We start from the raw sequence: 16,358 nt of genomic DNA on the forward strand, positions 1-16,358 counted from the left end.
TGTATCATAATAGATATTTTTATCAAATTTCATTATAAATCTACATTTACAAAGAAAGCTTATTGTACTTCTTCAAAAAATAAAAACCTCCAGTTTAAATACTAGAGGTTTTCTCGTTATTTCTTCAAGCGTTCAATAAAATCGTTCAATTTATCTAGCGATTTCATATTCTGATTGCAAGCTACACCATCTTTGCAAATGTAGTTTCCCTTTTTAACGAAAGTTCCTGGTACATCGCCTTTAATTTCAACTAAAAACATTCCTACTTCTTCATGTCCATGACATAACGAACAAATGCTTTTTTTATTTAAACTTTGGAACGTTCCTTGCAGACCAACAAATTTATTTTTATCATTTTTCGCTATAATAAATTTCCTGCTTGACCCCTTATCAATCCAGCTTAAATAAGATATTTCTTTCATATCCATTTCTTCCATATCAGGAAGTTTTAACTTTTTCGCTTTAGGAAATAATTTTTTTAATGTTTGTGCTGTAACTTCTTGAAACGGAATTACATACGGATTTATTTTCATTAAAAATGATTCTGCATCTTCTCTATTTTGAACTGTTAATACCGTATCAATTAACTCTTTCTGTTCATCCGTTAAATTCTCAAATACATGTATTATCTTTTCAATCGCAAGCGATTTTAACGCTTGAATTACACCTCTATCATTTGCCGTTGCATGCCCGTTTGCTAAAATATAAGCTTGTGATTTTATAAAATTATATTGATCACTTCTAATAAACGCTTCCATCTTTATCACTCCATACAAATTGTTGATCTAGTTTTATTGTATACAATGATTACGTTTTTTGATATGTAAAAGATAACTTAGAAACAAACATTACATATATCACTTATTCTCTACCGCTGCATTTCCTGACAAAAGAAGCCATCATCTGTTTTCCATTCCGCATATAATACGTCTTCAAATTTAGTAATTCCTTTTTGCTTTATTTGTTTATAAAGCCATCCTTCATCAAATCCCGCTTCCCTCAAATTATCCTTAACTACTTTTCCATCACTAATTAATGAAATTGGTAAGTATACAGGCTTATGTTTTAAACTTAAATCATTTATAGTAGGAGATTCGTATTTACTTTTTTTCAGAACGCTTATGTTTCCGTTCGGTTCCAATATCATATATTCAACTTCTCGGATTGAAAATATATCTTTTTGTTGCCTAAGCATTTGTTGTAATTGGTTTATATCCAAATGATTTACGCTTAATTGTTCACGATCAATCTTTCCATTACGAATAATAATTGAAGGATATCCTTCAAAAAACCTTCTTGTTCCTCTTACTTTTTGTGTTATCACTTCTATAGTATAAATTAAAATTACCCAAACAAATACTGAATATAAAATAGACCATACTTTAATTTTAGGATCATATATTGAATTTCCAACGAGCTCACCTAGGACGATTGCAGAAATAAAATCAAATGGCGTTAGCTGAGATATTTGTGTTTTCCCTAATATTTTTGTAGCAATTAATAGAACAAAAAAACCAACTAAAAGCTCTATCGTTATTTGTCCAATATGATTCATATATGTTCACCTTTCTACTTTTCAAATGCTCTGTATACCATTTAATAAAAAAACGGCACATTTTTTCTATTATCATGCCCATTCACACCTCATATATCCAATACATATAAAACAAAAAGAGTCTGATTCAAAGTAATATATGAATCAGACTCTTTTCCTCTTATTTAGAATACACAATCTTTTTAATCGTTTCCCCAGAAAGAAAATATTCTTCTGCAAGTTGATGAATAGCAATCCCACTTTTAAAAGCTTCTTTAATTGCTTTATTTCTTTCATCTAGTTGTTTTCTTCCGCCAGATCGTGTACCCCATTTATAATGTTTCGTTTCTTGTTTCGGAATGTAAATTGTTTCACCTTGTATATACTTTTGAATTTCAGTAATTAAACTCTCCGGTAAAACAGCATTAGCTTTTACGTATTTCATTTCTGCTCGCCCCTTATTTTTTATGGTTCATTTCAATAAGGTGCAAAGCCAAATATAAAAAATGATACGAGCTCATATAGGCGATTGTATATTACTTGTCTACCTCACGCAAAGTATCGCCATTTCCATACTTGGCTTTGCATGAGACGTTGCAGTGTCTGGCAATTGAATTATAATCGCCATATAAACACCTCCTAATATACCTTTTGTATTTTATTATATGATAAATTCCTTCTCCTTGCATCCACACCCTTCTTAAAGCACGAAATTACTTAGTTTGATATAATACTTTTTAATTGAATCAAAAATCATTGTGAGGTTACATTATGAAGAAAAAAATTATCATTACAATCGTTACACTATTCTTTATTATCACGGCATTATTCGGAACATACAAATTGATGAACGCAAGAAGCTTTCAATTATTTGGATATTTAACACAACGTGTAGAAACAAATGAAAAAGTGATCGCTTTAACTTTTGATGATGGCCCTACTAACAATGTAAAACAAATATTACCGCTACTAGATAAATACAACGCTAAAGCTACTTTCTTTTTAATTGGAAATGAATTAGAGAAAAATCTATCGTTAGGTGAAGCTATCGCGCAATCTGGGCACCAACTTGGAAACCATACATATTCTCATAATAGAATGGTTTTCAAAACACCTTCTTTTATTAAAGGTGAAATAGAAAAAACGAATTCATTAATCCGCCAAACAGGATTTACAGGCGAAATTGATTTTAGGCCCCCTAACGGTAAGAAGTTAATAGGGCTGCCATATTATTTAAATAAAAACAATATCGGAACAATCACATGGGATCTTGAGCCCGATACTTTTTATAAATCTGCGGCTGATAAAATTAAATACGTTAATAAAAATGTAAAACCAGGTTCTATCATTTTACTGCACTCTATGTATGATGAGTCTAATGAAAATTTACAAACGATTGAAGGTATTTTAGATTCTTTATCTAAGAAGGGCTATCAGTTCGTAACAGTAAATGAATTGCAAAAAAGAGCAAAATAAAAAGGTAGCGTATCTTTGTATGATACGCTACCTTTCTTTTTATATAATGCCAAGTACATTTAAGAATACGATAATAATCGCAATTGGTGCGATATAACGAAGTAAGAATAACCATAATACGAATAGTTTATAACCTTTATTTTTACTTACACCTAGCTCTTTCATTAATACATCTTTCTTCATTTTTAAAGGAACAAAGATAGAAACTAATAATACACCAAGTGGCATTAATACGTTACTTACTGCATAGTCCGCTAAATCAAAGACTGTCTTCCCGAAAATCTTCAGATCACTTAATATACCGAATGATAATGCTGATGGTACCCCAACAACGAAGATTAATAACCCTACGATTAAGGCCATTTTTTCACGTTTCCCTTTACCTTTTGATGTTAACGATGCAACACTAATTTCTAACATCGAAATTGCTGATGTAATCGTAGCGAAGAAGAATAGTAATAAGAAAACAATGAAGAATAATTTTCCGAACGCCATTTTACTGAAAATAGCTGGCAACACGATAAATAATAGTCCCGGCCCTTGAGATGGTTCCATTCCAAATGCGAACACAACTGGGAAAATTGCAAGTCCTGCAAGTAATGTAATAACAAGAGTTAAGGCTACGATAGAAAATGCTGAACGTGGTAAGCTTTCTTCTTTCGGTAAGTATGAGCTATACGTTACCATAACGGCTACCCCGACAGATAATGAGAAGAACGATTGCCCCATTGCGTATAATATAACTTCTGATGTTACATGTGAGAAATCAGGTTGTAAGAAGAAACGAACGCCTTCTCCAGCACCATCTAATGTAAGTGCACGAACGATTAATACAAAGAATAAAACGAATAATGCTGGCATGAAATATTTATTTACTTTTTCAACACCATTTTGTACACCTTTACTTACGATGAAAATAGTAATAAGGATGAATAATAGCTGTGATCCAACTGCTAAATATGGATTGGAAATGATTTCACCAAACGTAGCTTCGTATGCTCCATTTCCTTCCCATAGTCTACCTGTAATTGCATTCCATAAATATAATAAAATCCAGCCTCCTACAACACTGTAGAAAGAAAGTAATATGAAACATGTTACAATTCCTAATTTACCTAACCAAGGCCATAACGTTTTAGGAGCAATCTCTCTATATGCATCGACAGCCTCTTTTTGTGTACTTCTTCCAATAACAAATTCAGCTAATAATAGCGGTAAACCAATTAATAATGTGAAACCGATGAAAATTAGGAAGAACGCTCCGCCTCCTCCAATGCCGGCCATATATGGGAATTTCCAAATCGCCCCAAGACCAATTGCCGAACCTGCTGCAGCTAATACGAAACCTAATTTCGATGTCCATTGCTGTGAATTCATTTGTTAATCTCCTCTCTATCTCTTTTTCTTTGTTACAATTCGGTATTTATATTGTTCTATCAATACTCTTTTCTAATACGTTCACTTCCTCCCTAATAATAAAAAAACGCCCCTACGTAAATACGTAGGGACGACAAAATTATCGCGGTACCACCCTAGTTGTGAAGAACACTAAGAAACCACCTAAATAAAAACGCCCCTACGCAAAAACGTAGGGACGATAAAATATCGCGGTACCACCCTAGTTATGAAGCCACACCAAAGTTAGGACCTAAATAAAAAACGTCCCTACGTAAATACGTAGGGACGATAAATATCGCGGTACCACCCTAGTTGTGAAAAAATCTTCACCACTTTATTTGATAACGGTATAAACTACCGTCTTTCATTTCCTCAAAATATGAGATTTATGAAAGATGCTCCAGGACGAACTTCATGAATAATCTATATACTGATTCACACCAACCATCAGCTCTCTGAAATAGGGAGATATTCACTACTATACCCTTTCATTGCCCAAATATTATTTTCCGAATTGATTACTATCATTTTTATCACACATTAAAAATAGTGTCAACTTATATTTCGAATTTTTATGTATTACAATCTATTTGAAAATTCGAAATATAAGTTTTAGTTTAGAAAACAAGTAGCTTAGTACATAACGAATTCTAACAGGCAATAGAAAAAGAATTACGTATTATTGATACTTATTCAATAATACAAATCATCTAGAAACATAACCTGTCTCTCTGTATTCATTTTTTAAGAGTTTGATGGATACCAAGAAAATTTCGCATCACTATCCAGTGGTCTATTTTTCGTTTCTTCTTTAATTACACGAAACCATTCATTTAGAATTTGAGTTTTGGGCAATTGAGCAGCAAGGCTATCTTCCCAAATTATATGTGAGAACCAGGCTTTCGTTTCCCATTCAAACTGCAATTGTGCGAACGAAATTATAGGGTGATCAGCTCCACGAAATTGCTCATTTACTGCATTTGAAACTTCTGGAGCTTGCGGTAACAACTCGTTCTGAATTCTATTTCTTATCGTCTCATTTTCTAGCTGATCCCAGAAATACAATTGCCCATTTATTTGATAAAAAATATCAAATGAAGCCTCACCTTTCTTCAAATTCAATAACACGAAGGCACGTTCCACATCATTGTCAGCCGCTTTTACAGCATTAACAATTATATTTTGTGCCATTGATACCCAGTAACTAGTCGCTTCCTCTACCGGTGATTCAACATACAATTCTTCACTTAATTCATGAAGAGTAGCTTCTTGCTCATTTACTTTTTCAACTTTTTTAAAAAACCTATTAAAAAACCCCATAACTTCCCCCTTATTACTATTTTCTATTTCACAAAATAAAAAATAGATTTTTCTTGCTCATCCACATTTACTCCTGGCGCGTATGTATGAACTTGTTGCAACACTTCTTCTATTAGCAACTCTAACTCCTGCACACTTTTTTCTGGATTCCCTATTAATGTGTCCGCCATACGTTCATATAATTTTTCAGGTTTAATAGTCATTCGTTCCACATTATTAGGCATCCATTTAAACGCTGGATGATGTACGTACATTTTATTCAAACCAAATAAAACACCGAATATGTTCCTTTGTACTTCGCAAATAACGTCATAAAGCATAAGCCAATCTTTCCGTTTTAAAAGCGCCTTTCGATTGTGCCAACGATTACTTAACCATAGATTTTCTGAAATCATCCGTTTTGCTAGTTCATCTGGATATGCCGCTACTTTTTCTTTTAATTCATTCACTTTCCCTTCTCCATACAAACTAACACCATCATGAATGGATGATACAATACATTGTTTTTCATAACTTATATCATATTGATCCACCACATCCGAAATCACTTTCTCTACTGTCTCTGTTAAAAAGTTACTAATCTCTAATTTAATTCCCTCTTTCGTTAAATACGTTTCCGACCATTCTTCTTCCTCATACGGATGATACGATAATATTTTCCCATCAATATGATAAATAGGGGCCCTACGATCCTCATCTTCCGGCGGTGTTGACCATAAAATATGTAATTCTATATCTGAATGTTCATCTTCAAGCCTTCTAGCTACTGAACCCGCTAAAATAATAGCTTCTACTTTCGGATTTTTCCTATAAATCTCTGACATCTCTATCGCTTTCTCTTTTAATCCCATTTCATTTCCCCCTAAAATTGCAGTAATCCCCTATATTTCATTTATCTATTTCGATATTACAGCTTGCATTACCTTTTCAAATTCCTACTTAATCATATTTCTATCCAATAGCGCTGAATAACTTCACCAGTACGAGAAGAAACTACTTCATTTTCTAACACACCTCCAACCTTTTGAATCGTTTTAGCAGAACCGATATTGGATTTATCGCAAGTTATTAATACTTTCTGCAATCCTAATTTTTGCGCTTCAGCTAATGCAAGTTGTAGTTGTTTCGTAGCGTAACCGTGGCGACGTTTATTCGGATGGACACTATATCCAATATGACCACTTTCCCGTAATAATTCTGGATTTAATCTATGTCTAATATTCACAAAACCTATAAGTTCCCCTTTTTCAAAACTTAAAAACTGACTAGATGACACTCGATTAGCTAGTAAGTTTTCTCCTAGTTCTTGTTTACTCACTTTTTCAAACCATTCATCAAGAGAATCAAAGTTTTGTAAAGAACTACTTCCATGTGGTTGTTCCCCTGAGTGTAAAAACGCTCGTCTATACGCCGTAATATGCTCACTATATTCATGGATTGGTTTTAATAGTTTCATTGTTCTTCTCCCCCTCTTCATTCCATAAAACAAACACCTTAATAGCAGCTATTCACTATTAAGGTGTTTCTATCCTTTTTATTCAAATAACCCCATGCTCAAATAACGTTCACCTGTATCAGGCGCAATACATAAAACTTTTTTACCAACGCCTAGGCGTTTCGCTATCATGATTGCAGCGTAAACAGATGCTCCAGAAGATGGCCCAACTAATAATCCTTCTTGTCTAGCTAAGTTTCTCATTGTCGTTAAAGCCTCTTCATCTGCAATTTGAATAATTTCGTTATACACTTCTGTATTTAAGTTTTTCGGAATAAATCCTGGGCTTGTTCCTACTAGTTTATGAGGACCTGGTACACCACCGGATAAAACGGGAGATCCTTTCGGTTCCACTACTGCAATATATAAGTTTGGCAATTTCTCTTTTAACGTTTCACCAGTCCCTGTAATCGTTCCGCCTGTTCCTGCCGTTGCAACAAAAGCATCAAGCTCTCCATCCATTTGTTCGTAAATTTCAAGTGCAGTCGTATAACGGTGAATATTCGGATTAGCTGGATTTTCAAATTGTTGCGGGATAAAACTATTCGGTATTTGTTTTTGCAGTTCTAACGCCTTCGCAATTGCTCCTGGCATTCTTTGTTCTGCTGGTGTTAAAACTACTTCTGCTCCGTATGCTTTCAATAAATTAATACGCTCTTTTGACATATTATCTGGCATAATTAAAATCGCTTTATACCCTTTAGCTGCTGCATTCATCGCTAAACCAATCCCTGTATTCCCGCTTGTCGGTTCAATAATTGTATCTCCTGGTTTGATGAGACCATTCTCTTCTGCAACGTGAAGTAAATTATAAGCAGCACGGTCTTTCACACTGCGCGATGGATTAAACATTTCTAGTTTCACATACACATCTGCTGCGTCTTCCGGAATAAATTTAGATAATCGGACGACAGGTGTATCTCCTATTAATTCCGTAACGTTTTCACACAATTTCATAGCGCATCCCCTATTCTATCGTTTTCTTATCACTTGGCAGTAACCATGAAGTGAGTCCAATTAATGGTAGACAACTACATAATAGCATAATAAATTGCAGGCTATATACATCTGCTAATTTCCCAAGAACTACAGCACCTAATGCTCCAAGTCCAAATGCAAGACCTACGATTAATCCTGACACCATTCCCACTTTTCCAGGCACAAGCTCTTGTGCATATACAACAATTACACTAAAACTACTTGAACTAATAAAACCGATACATAAAAATAACGGTACGACCCACACAAGTGAGACATGTGGTAATAACAGTGCAAGTGGCGCTGAACCTAACATTGAAAATACGATGATATTTTTCTTACCAAATCGATCTGCTAACGGTCCTCCGAAGAAAGTGCCTAACACACCAGCAATCATAAATGCGAATACGAAATACTGGGCATTTTTTATAGATAAACCGTAATGCTCTATTAAGTAAAATTGATAGAAATTCCCGATACCAGCACCGTACCAAGAGCGTACAAAAGTAAGAAAAACAAGAAGTATAATAACGAATTTAATGTGTGTACTTACAATTGCATTTTCCGCCTCAAGTGCAGCCCTCTTCTTCCTTCTTACAGCACCGGTTGCTAATTCATTTTTGTACCAATTCGATACGAAAATTAATAATGCAATTCCTACTGCTGCAAATGCTGTAAAACCCAATGAACCAATTTGACCGAGTGGAACGAAAATTAGCGCTGTAAAAATAGGAGCTAAAGAATTCCCCGTGTTTCCCCCAACTTGATAAATCGCTTGCGCTAACCCTCGTTTTGCACCTGCCGCCATATACGCAACACGAGCGCCTTCTGGATGAAAGACTGCGGAACCTAAACCAATAAATAAAACAGAAATAATAACAATAATAAAGTTTGGTGCAAACGCGAGTCCAATCATTCCAAGCATACTTGAAAACATGCCGAGTGGTAATAAAAATGGTGACGGCTTCTTATCTGAATACATACCAAACACCGGTTGCATAATCGATGACGTCATATTTAACGCAAACGCAATCCACCCTACTTGCATATAGGATAAATTCATCGTTTTTTCCAAAATAGGAAACAACGCCGGCACAACTGCTTGCATCGAATCATTTAAAAAATGTCCAAAGCTAATCGCAAATAATATTCGATATATTGTCGGTGTTTCTACTGTGTTTTTTTGCGAAACTGCCTGCATATGTGAATCGCTCCTTTCTGTACAAAAAATATATTTATTACAGTAGGTGTAATAAATTCTGACTTTTGAAACATTTCTATTCTATACTGCTTTCATTTCTTTTTCCAGAAATATAACTTAACTCCCATCATTGACTTGCATCCTTGTAACTTTCAGCAGTAAAACATTATAGAAAAAGGCAACCCAATCACAAACTGGGTTGCCTCTTACATTAAATTGCAAAACGCTTATACTTCTCGTAATCGCTCGTCTTACATTCCACTTCTAGTTTCGTACCTTCATTTTCATAACTCGTTGATAAAACGTGCGCATGATTATTGAAATACGAAACTACCTGTCCTTGATCATACGGAATTAACATTTCACATTTCGTATATTCTTTATAAATATGGGAACGAATCATTTCTACAAGCTCTTCCATTCCAACATGTTTCTTCGCAGATAAATACACGCGGTCTTCTTGTACTTTCGGAATTTCAACATCCACCATATCTGATTTGTTATAAGCATAGATCGTTGGAATATTTTCTACTCCAATTTTCTTTAACGTTTCATTTGTAATATCAATTAATTGTTCATAATTTGGATTTGCGTAATCTACGACGTGAATAAGTAAATCTGCTTCCGCTACTTCTTCTAACGTTGAACGGAACGCCTTCACAAGATGATGTGGTAATTTACTTACAAATCCAACTGTATCTGTTAATAAAAATGATTTATTATCTGGCAAATCAATATTTCGTACAGATGTTTCTAACGTCGCAAATAACATATCTTTTTCAAATACTTGCTTTTCTTCTGTACCATTATAAATTTCAAGCATTGCATTCATCGTCGTTGACTTTCCTGCATTCGTATAACCTACTAATGCTACAACAGGTATTTCATTTTTCTTACGTTGCTTTCGCTGTGTTTGACGCTGGGCAACGAGCGCTTCTAAATCTTTATTTAAAACTGAAATTTGTTCTTCAATTTTACGACGATCTAACTCTAACTTTTTCTCACCGACACCTTTATTTTTCGTACCAACGCCGCCGCTCTGTCTTCCTAACGATTCACGAAGACCGATTAAACGAGGCATCATGTACTGAAGATGTGCTACTTCTACTTGTAGCTGTGCTTCTTTCGTTTTCGCACGTTGCGCAAAAATATCTAAAATTAAAATGGTACGATCAATTACCTTACAATCTAAATCCTCTTCTAAATTTCGAATTTGTGAAGGAGATAATTCATCATTAAAGATGACCATATTCGCATCTATTTCGCGTACATACGCTGCTACTTCTTCAATCTTTCCTTTTCCGATATAATGCGACGGATTTACTCGTTGTAAATTTTGCGTTACTTGCCCAATTACCTCTACATCGCAGGCTTCCGCAAGATTTGTTAACTCTTCCATCGAATACGCAAAATCATCTTCATTACCTACATTTACTCCAACTAAAACTGCTCTTTGTAATACTTCTTCCATATATTTATTCCTCCATTTCGATTACGTAAAATAAAAAACACAGGTCGCTGCCTGTGTTTTCGTAAACGGATAAGGGTTCACCAAAGAAATAGAAGAAAGCTATGCTTTCATCCTATTTTATAGTCAAAAAGTCCCAAGATTGTATACGTATCCACAATAAGCGTTCACCTATACAATCCCATTCTATTTATAAAGGCAAAACAAAAAGAGGGCGTATTCGTCCCTCCCTCTTTTTCACATATAAGCTTAATAAAGGGTTCCTTTAAAATAGGCAGACCAATCCCGTTCACTCTGTACACAGACAGAGCCTTTGAGCGCTATTCAATTATTGGCACAAAGTATTGAGACGTAATCTGATTAAGATCAAAGGAAGCCCCTCCGTTCATTTTAAGTTACATAAAGTGTAGCATAAGTAATTCGCTTTCACAAGGTTTAACAACCTATATCACACGAAAGAAAATCTTTATATTTTTACTTTAATCGTCATTTTTTGCGAGTTTTTCTCACAACAAAAATAAAAAAAACAATCATCAATAACAAACCAATGGAAATAATAACAACTTGCCGCCAATTTAAACCGCTCACCATCTCACCTTTTAAATCCACTTTCTTCGTCGGAACAGACACTTTTGCAATTTGACTTAAAGCCGCTTTGTCCGCCCCTGCCTCATCCAATCTCTTCGTTCCACTACAACTATTTGTGTGTAATTGTTTTTCTGATCCTCTTTGAGTAGAAAATACTAAGTACTCTCCTCCTTCTACAAAGCGAAACATACAATCACCACCATTTGTATATAAAATAATTTGTGAAGAAGTTGTCCCTTTCCAAATTTTCTTCACCTCAAATAACACTTCAGTGCCAACCTCTTCTTTCCTTCCAATCTCAATTACTTTCCCCTCAAACACTACATCATTTTTTGGAAATGCATCTTCTGTTGATACTTTAATACAATCACAAGCATAAGATTTCTCTGGAAAAATAATAAGAATAAAGCTACAAATGACGACAACAGGAAACATGTGTGAAATCCTTTTCAAGAAGCTCAACTCCCTTCATTATCAATTTTAGAAACTTCTCGTATATTATTTTTACAGCACTCGCCAAATTCCTTCATAGTAAGTTAAGTATTATCGTTTTAATACAACAAAAATCTTTATTGACATTTTTATAACCTAATATTAGTATCAGGTTATAAAAAATAAAAGTTAGGAGATGTTCCTATGCATTCTAAATCTCGTATTACTGCAATTGGTACTTATGTTCCAGATCAAATATTGTCTAATAACGATTTAGAAAAGATGGTCCATACGAATGATGAATGGATTGTACAAAGAACAGGAATAAAGGAAAGAAGAATCGCTAGTGACGAAGAATACTCCTCAAACTTAGCCATTAAAGCAATTAAAAATTTATGTACAACATATAAGAAAAACTTAGAAGATGTCGACTGTATCATTGTCGCTACTACTACTGCTGATTACGTTTTCCCTAGTGTTGCTTGCCAAATACAACAATACTTCAACATACCTCATACACTAGCTTTTGATTTAAATGCAACTTGTGCTGGTTTTACATATGGACTACACGTCGGTAATAGCTTAATCACTTCTGGATCACATGAAAAAGTACTTGTCGTAGCGACAGAGACATTATCTAAAGTTACTGATTATAGCGATAGAACGACCTGTATTTTATTCGGTGATGGTGCTGGAGCTATTTTATTAGAAAGAGATGAAGACACCCCAAGCTTTATCGCTGCTCACATGGGAACAAACGGTGATGGCGGCATTCATCTATATAGAACAAACTTATCTACTACTATGAATGGCACATCACTGCAAACAAATGAAAAAATCGTTCAAAATGGAAGAGAAGTATATAAATGGGCAACACGCACAGTGCCAAAAGGCATAAAAGATTTAATACATACCGCAAATATGCAAGTAGATGATATAGACTGGTTCATACCCCACAGCGCTAACTTACGAATGATTGAATCTATTTGCGAAAAATCTCAAATTCCAATACAAAAAACATTAACGAGCGTGGAATATATGGGGAATACCTCTTCAGTCACCATTCCACTCGCTTTAAATTTAGCTATAAAAGAAGGAAGGTTAAATAACGGAGACACACTTTTACTATACGGATTTGGTGGCGGACTTACGCATTTAGGACTTATTGTAGAGTGGAATTTAATTTAAGTGTATAAAAAGAGGTTCTAGTCAGTAACTAGAACCTCTTTTTCATTTAATTTCTTGCCCCTTTTCGAGACCATATCACAACAGGAATAAGTAATAACGCTAACACGCCTCCAGCCAATGACAATGCCGCATAACTTGAATTCGCTACTACCATACCTGACATTGCTCCACCAGAAGCTCCAGCTAGCGCAATAAAAACATCTATTTTCCCTTGTGTTTTAGCACGTGTAGACGGTGTTGTGGAATCAACGATTTGTGCTGTACCACTTATCAATCCGAGGTTCCATCCTAGCCCAAGTAAAGACAGAGCAACGATTAATAATAATAAAGAATCACTTGGCGCTATCGCAGCTATGACACCCGCTGCAAGTAAAATCACTCCACCAGCTATGCTCATTGTAGTTCGGCCAATTTTATCAATTAACATTCCTGTAACGAGAGATGGAAGATACATTGCACCTACATGAAAACCTATCACAAGTCCTACTGCACTTAAACCGTGCCCATGGTGTCCCATATGAACTGGCGTCATCGTCATAATCGCAACCATCACTATTTGCGTAAGTATCATTACGATTGCTCCAACTGTAATACCTCGTTTATTTTCTTTCGCTTCTTCTGTTATTGGTTGTCCTTTATATGTATGTTCCTGTTTATATCTTTCTATTATGTTAGCAATAATCAAAGGATCTGGGCGAAGCATAACAAAAAGAACTAGACCCGCCAGTATAAATGCTGCTGCCGATAGTATGAACGGACCTGCAAGTTTAGGAACTCCAATTGAATGAGCAAAACTTCCCATTACCCCTACTAAATTTGGTCCTGCAACTGCACCGAAAGTCGTCATTACCATCGTAATACTAACAGCCGTTGCTCTCTGCTTCTTATCTGCTAAATCTGTACCTGCATAACGAGCTTGTAGATTCGTGGCTGTACCGGCACCATATATAAGTAAAGAAATAAGTAAAAGAATAATACTATTTGTTAAAGCTGCCATTACAACACCAATTGCTCCAAATCCGCCTACTATAAACCCTGTTGCAAGACCTATCCGGCGTCCATATCGTTGCGAAAGCTTCCCTACTATGAAAGCTGCTAATGCCGATCCCAATGTAAACATAGCAGTTGGTAATCCTGCAAATGCATCTGTTCCAAGCATTTGCTGCGCAAGAAGTGCACCTACTGTAATACCAGCAGCTAGTCCTGCACCGCCAAACATTTGTGAAATGCTGACGATTATTAACGTTCGTTTGTATAGTTTTTGTTGCTCTTCTTCTGTGTACACATGATTATCTATTAAAGCCCCTGCCTTATCTAGCAATTCCCCATCCTCCTTTTAAAATTAATCCCTCTTGTTAATGTACTATGTATAACGTTACATATTCAATGGCATTTTCCATTCATCCCTTTCATTCTAAAAAACTTTCTAATCATACTCGACTTATCCCATGCTATATTAAAAATACTACTATTCACAATATGCAAGGAGAAAACAATGAAAAAACAGGCTAATAGCAGTCTGTTTTTCTTTACGCATCTTCTACTAATCTTCCCCTGCTCTTTTTACTCAAAGCTCTTCCTTCCCAAAACAACAAACTTACGAAAGCACAAATTAAAATAATTGGCACACTTGCTTTATATAAATCTGTAAAACTCATTGCCATCTGATTCTTGGCATAATGATTCACATCATTCGAAAATGTGAGTACCTCTTTCTTTATAATTTCCTCATGTTTTTCAACTTCTTTTGTTACTTGCCTCATAACTTCTTCTCTTTTTACATCTCTATATTCTACTGGAACTTTTCTTAATATTTCATCCGTCTTGTCGCGAATCAATTCTTCCTTTTTCTCTTTACTTAATCCCATTGTCATTGCATTTTGTTTCTTATTTATATTCGACTCTAAACTTTGATTCTCTATTTTTTCTTTAGTCATTTGTAAAATTTCAGTTTGCTCAGTACTATTCACATGAATATTCCGCACCTTTTCTTCTGCATAACGATATACTTTTTCTTTATTTACAGTTAAATTATGAGTTAAGTTAGAGACAAATATTGCGACCGCCAATACAATTCCAACCTGTCGTAACATTGATACAACACTTTGAGAAGCAGTTAATAATTCTCCTTCAAACGAAGACGCACTTAAAACTGTAATTGGCCCCACTACTAAGCCATATCCGACACCTAATATCATACACGGAATAATAATTTCTATATTTGTTGAATGAACATCAATCATTTGCAACCAATAGTAGGAAAGCCCCATAATAAGAAATCCTGACAAAATAATAGTTACTTTTCCGAGTTTTTTAATTAAAGTTGCTGCAACTGGTGAGACAAAAAATATCATTGCTGAAATAGGTGTCACTAAAAAAGCCGCTTCAATTTCCGTTCGACCTTGTAGTTTCGTCAAGAACGTTGGAAGCAATACAGTAACTCCAATTAAAAATAAATTACTTAATATAACAACGATAGACGCTCCGACAAACATTCGATCTTGAAATAACTTTAAATTCACCATTGGATTATGAATCTTTCGTTCTACTAAAACAAATAGAATAAGAGAAATAGTGCTAATTGCATAACAAGACAAAGCAATATTACTTTGCCATCCCCATGTATTACCTTTTACTAATATGAGAGTAAATGAAAAAATTGCTGTGCTACTTAATAGTAGTCCTATCCAATCTATTTTTGAGATAATACGTTCTTCATTTTTTATTTGTAGCATGATGCAACATAACACGATTCCTATTATACAAACCGGAACATTAACGAAGAACACCCATCTCCATCCTAAATTTTGCGTAATAATTCCACCTATTACTGGTCCCATAGCAGCTGACAATCCTTGTGTTACTCCTAAAATCGCAAGCGCAACATGCCTCTTAGCTAATGGCATAGCTGATACACCAATTACCATACTTGTTGGAAATAAAATCGCTGCCCCAATACTTTGTATAAAACGAGAAAAAATAAGAAAATCACCTGTATTAGCAAAAGCGCAAAGTACCGATCCACCACCAAAAATCACCAGACCAAGAATATACATCTTTGCTTTTCCAAAAATATCAGCTATCCGCCCTAACGGAATGGCAAGTACTGCAATCGTCATTGTATAAACATTTAATACCCAAGACATCTTTTCTAATGAAGTATTTACACTCGATTGTATTGCCGGTAAAGCTATATTCATAATTGTCGTATCAATCATACAAAGAAAGATACCTAGACACATTAAAAAGACAATCTTAATACCCTTTGATTGCTCCATCT

The 16,358-nt window shown here is 34.8% G+C and carries 15 protein-coding genes and 1 other annotated feature; of the genes, 2 read left to right on the top strand and 13 right to left on the bottom strand.

Features of this window, described 5'->3' with window-relative positions; all coding sequences use genetic code 11:
• Positions 1 to 116 precede the first annotated feature (116 nt).
• From GBN91_RS06725 to GBN91_RS06735, 3 genes are all read right to left on the bottom strand, one after another.
• Complete coding sequence (locus GBN91_RS06725; protein ID WP_000387074.1) at positions 117 to 758, bottom strand: FusB/FusC family EF-G-binding protein; 642 nt, start codon at positions 756 to 758, stop codon at positions 117 to 119.
• 110 nt (positions 759 to 868) lie between these two features.
• Positions 869 to 1,555, bottom strand: a complete 687-nt coding sequence (locus tag GBN91_RS06730; protein ID WP_001015543.1) for a DUF421 domain-containing protein — start codon at positions 1,553 to 1,555, stop codon at positions 869 to 871.
• Positions 1,556 to 1,715: 160 nt separating this feature from the next.
• Positions 1,716 to 1,979 (bottom strand): CD3324 family protein, encoded by a 264-nt coding sequence (locus GBN91_RS06735; protein ID WP_000878325.1) that lies wholly within the window; start codon positions 1,977 to 1,979, stop codon positions 1,716 to 1,718.
• A 326-nt stretch (positions 1,980 to 2,305) separates the two neighbouring features.
• Between GBN91_RS06735 and GBN91_RS06740 the strand changes: the two genes are divergently transcribed.
• Positions 2,306 to 3,010 (top strand): polysaccharide deacetylase family protein, encoded by a 705-nt coding sequence (locus tag GBN91_RS06740; RefSeq protein WP_000726866.1) that lies wholly within the window; start codon positions 2,306 to 2,308, stop codon positions 3,008 to 3,010.
• A 39-nt stretch (positions 3,011 to 3,049) separates the two neighbouring features.
• Here the strand turns inward: GBN91_RS06740 and GBN91_RS06745 are convergent, their stop codons facing one another.
• From GBN91_RS06745 to GBN91_RS06780, 8 genes are all read right to left on the bottom strand, one after another.
• Positions 3,050 to 4,387, bottom strand: a complete 1,338-nt coding sequence (locus GBN91_RS06745) for a sodium-dependent transporter (RefSeq protein ID WP_001088187.1) — start codon at positions 4,385 to 4,387, stop codon at positions 3,050 to 3,052.
• A 299-nt stretch (positions 4,388 to 4,686) separates the two neighbouring features.
• Positions 4,687 to 4,909: a binding site (T-box leader), on the bottom strand.
• Between the two features lie 243 nt (positions 4,910 to 5,152).
• Positions 5,153 to 5,728 (bottom strand): hypothetical protein, encoded by a 576-nt coding sequence (locus tag GBN91_RS06750; RefSeq protein ID WP_000505545.1) that lies wholly within the window; start codon positions 5,726 to 5,728, stop codon positions 5,153 to 5,155.
• Positions 5,729 to 5,751: 23 nt separating this feature from the next.
• Positions 5,752 to 6,579 carry a DUF4037 domain-containing protein gene (locus GBN91_RS06755; protein ID WP_000523181.1) on the bottom strand — a complete coding sequence of 276 codons (828 nt, stop codon included), beginning with the start codon at positions 6,577 to 6,579 and terminating at the stop codon, positions 5,752 to 5,754.
• 92 nt (positions 6,580 to 6,671) lie between these two features.
• Positions 6,672 to 7,184 (bottom strand): GNAT family N-acetyltransferase, encoded by a 513-nt coding sequence (locus GBN91_RS06760; RefSeq protein WP_000771277.1) that lies wholly within the window; start codon positions 7,182 to 7,184, stop codon positions 6,672 to 6,674.
• A 78-nt stretch (positions 7,185 to 7,262) separates the two neighbouring features.
• Positions 7,263 to 8,180, bottom strand: coding sequence for a cysteine synthase A (gene cysK / locus GBN91_RS06765; RefSeq protein WP_000762273.1), 918 nt, complete (start codon positions 8,178 to 8,180; stop codon positions 7,263 to 7,265).
• Positions 8,181 to 8,190: 10 nt separating this feature from the next.
• Positions 8,191 to 9,402, bottom strand: coding sequence for an MFS transporter (locus tag GBN91_RS06770; RefSeq protein ID WP_001149413.1), 1,212 nt, complete (start codon positions 9,400 to 9,402; stop codon positions 8,191 to 8,193).
• 211 nt (positions 9,403 to 9,613) lie between these two features.
• Entirely contained in the window at positions 9,614 to 10,873 is a 1,260-nt protein-coding gene (hflX, locus tag GBN91_RS06775) for a GTPase HflX (protein WP_000393291.1), read from the bottom strand.
• 483 nt (positions 10,874 to 11,356) lie between these two features.
• Positions 11,357 to 11,893, bottom strand: a complete 537-nt coding sequence (locus tag GBN91_RS06780; RefSeq protein WP_006916925.1) for a hypothetical protein — start codon at positions 11,891 to 11,893, stop codon at positions 11,357 to 11,359.
• Between the two features lie 201 nt (positions 11,894 to 12,094).
• Here GBN91_RS06780 and GBN91_RS06785 point away from each other — a divergent pair, with 201 nt between their 5' ends.
• The gene (locus GBN91_RS06785) at positions 12,095 to 13,078 is read left to right on the top strand and encodes a ketoacyl-ACP synthase III (protein ID WP_006916927.1); all 984 of its coding nucleotides are present in this window, start codon (positions 12,095 to 12,097) and stop codon (positions 13,076 to 13,078) included.
• Positions 13,079 to 13,124: 46 nt separating this feature from the next.
• On the opposite strand, the gene GBN91_RS06790 is transcribed toward GBN91_RS06785, so the two are convergent.
• Both GBN91_RS06790 and GBN91_RS06795 read right to left on the bottom strand, forming a co-directional pair.
• Positions 13,125 to 14,399, bottom strand: coding sequence for an MFS transporter (locus tag GBN91_RS06790; protein ID WP_000884513.1), 1,275 nt, complete (start codon positions 14,397 to 14,399; stop codon positions 13,125 to 13,127).
• Between the two features lie 208 nt (positions 14,400 to 14,607).
• Positions 14,608 to 16,356, bottom strand: a complete 1,749-nt coding sequence (locus GBN91_RS06795) for an MFS transporter (protein WP_006916929.1) — start codon at positions 16,354 to 16,356, stop codon at positions 14,608 to 14,610.
• Positions 16,357 to 16,358 lie beyond the last annotated feature (2 nt).

Origin of the sequence: Bacillus sp. B1-WWTP-T-0.5-Post-4 (assembly GCF_009183795.1) — a bacterium.
GTDB classification, from domain to species: Bacteria; Bacillota; Bacilli; order Bacillales; family Bacillaceae_G; genus Bacillus_A; species Bacillus_A cereus.

What these genes read in the sequence shown, in the direction of transcription:
- GBN91_RS06760 (WP_000771277.1), bottom strand. Translation starts at nt 7,184, where the DNA reads ATGAAACTATTAAAACCAATCCATGAATATAGTGAGCATATTACGGCG.
- GBN91_RS06750 (WP_000505545.1), bottom strand. Translation starts at nt 5,728, where the DNA reads ATGGGGTTTTTTAATAGGTTTTTTAAAAAAGTTGAAAAAGTAAATGAG.
- GBN91_RS06755 (WP_000523181.1), bottom strand. Translation starts at nt 6,579, where the DNA reads ATGGGATTAAAAGAGAAAGCGATAGAGATGTCAGAGATTTATAGGAAA.
- GBN91_RS06745 (WP_001088187.1), bottom strand. Translation starts at nt 4,387, where the DNA reads ATGAATTCACAGCAATGGACATCGAAATTAGGTTTCGTATTAGCTGCA.
- GBN91_RS06725 (WP_000387074.1), bottom strand. Translation starts at nt 758, where the DNA reads ATGGAAGCGTTTATTAGAAGTGATCAATATAATTTTATAAAATCACAA.
- GBN91_RS06795 (WP_006916929.1), bottom strand. Translation starts at nt 16,356, where the DNA reads ATGGAGCAATCAAAGGGTATTAAGATTGTCTTTTTAATGTGTCTAGGT.
- GBN91_RS06730 (WP_001015543.1), bottom strand. Translation starts at nt 1,555, where the DNA reads ATGAATCATATTGGACAAATAACGATAGAGCTTTTAGTTGGTTTTTTT.
- GBN91_RS06740 (WP_000726866.1), top strand. Translation starts at nt 2,306, where the DNA reads ATGAAGAAAAAAATTATCATTACAATCGTTACACTATTCTTTATTATC.
- GBN91_RS06770 (WP_001149413.1), bottom strand. Translation starts at nt 9,402, where the DNA reads ATGCAGGCAGTTTCGCAAAAAAACACAGTAGAAACACCGACAATATAT.
- cysK (WP_000762273.1), bottom strand. Translation starts at nt 8,180, where the DNA reads ATGAAATTGTGTGAAAACGTTACGGAATTAATAGGAGATACACCTGTC.
- GBN91_RS06735 (WP_000878325.1), bottom strand. Translation starts at nt 1,979, where the DNA reads ATGAAATACGTAAAAGCTAATGCTGTTTTACCGGAGAGTTTAATTACT.
- hflX (WP_000393291.1), bottom strand. Translation starts at nt 10,873, where the DNA reads ATGGAAGAAGTATTACAAAGAGCAGTTTTAGTTGGAGTAAATGTAGGT.
- GBN91_RS06780 (WP_006916925.1), bottom strand. Translation starts at nt 11,893, where the DNA reads ATGTTTCCTGTTGTCGTCATTTGTAGCTTTATTCTTATTATTTTTCCA.
- GBN91_RS06785 (WP_006916927.1), top strand. Translation starts at nt 12,095, where the DNA reads ATGCATTCTAAATCTCGTATTACTGCAATTGGTACTTATGTTCCAGAT.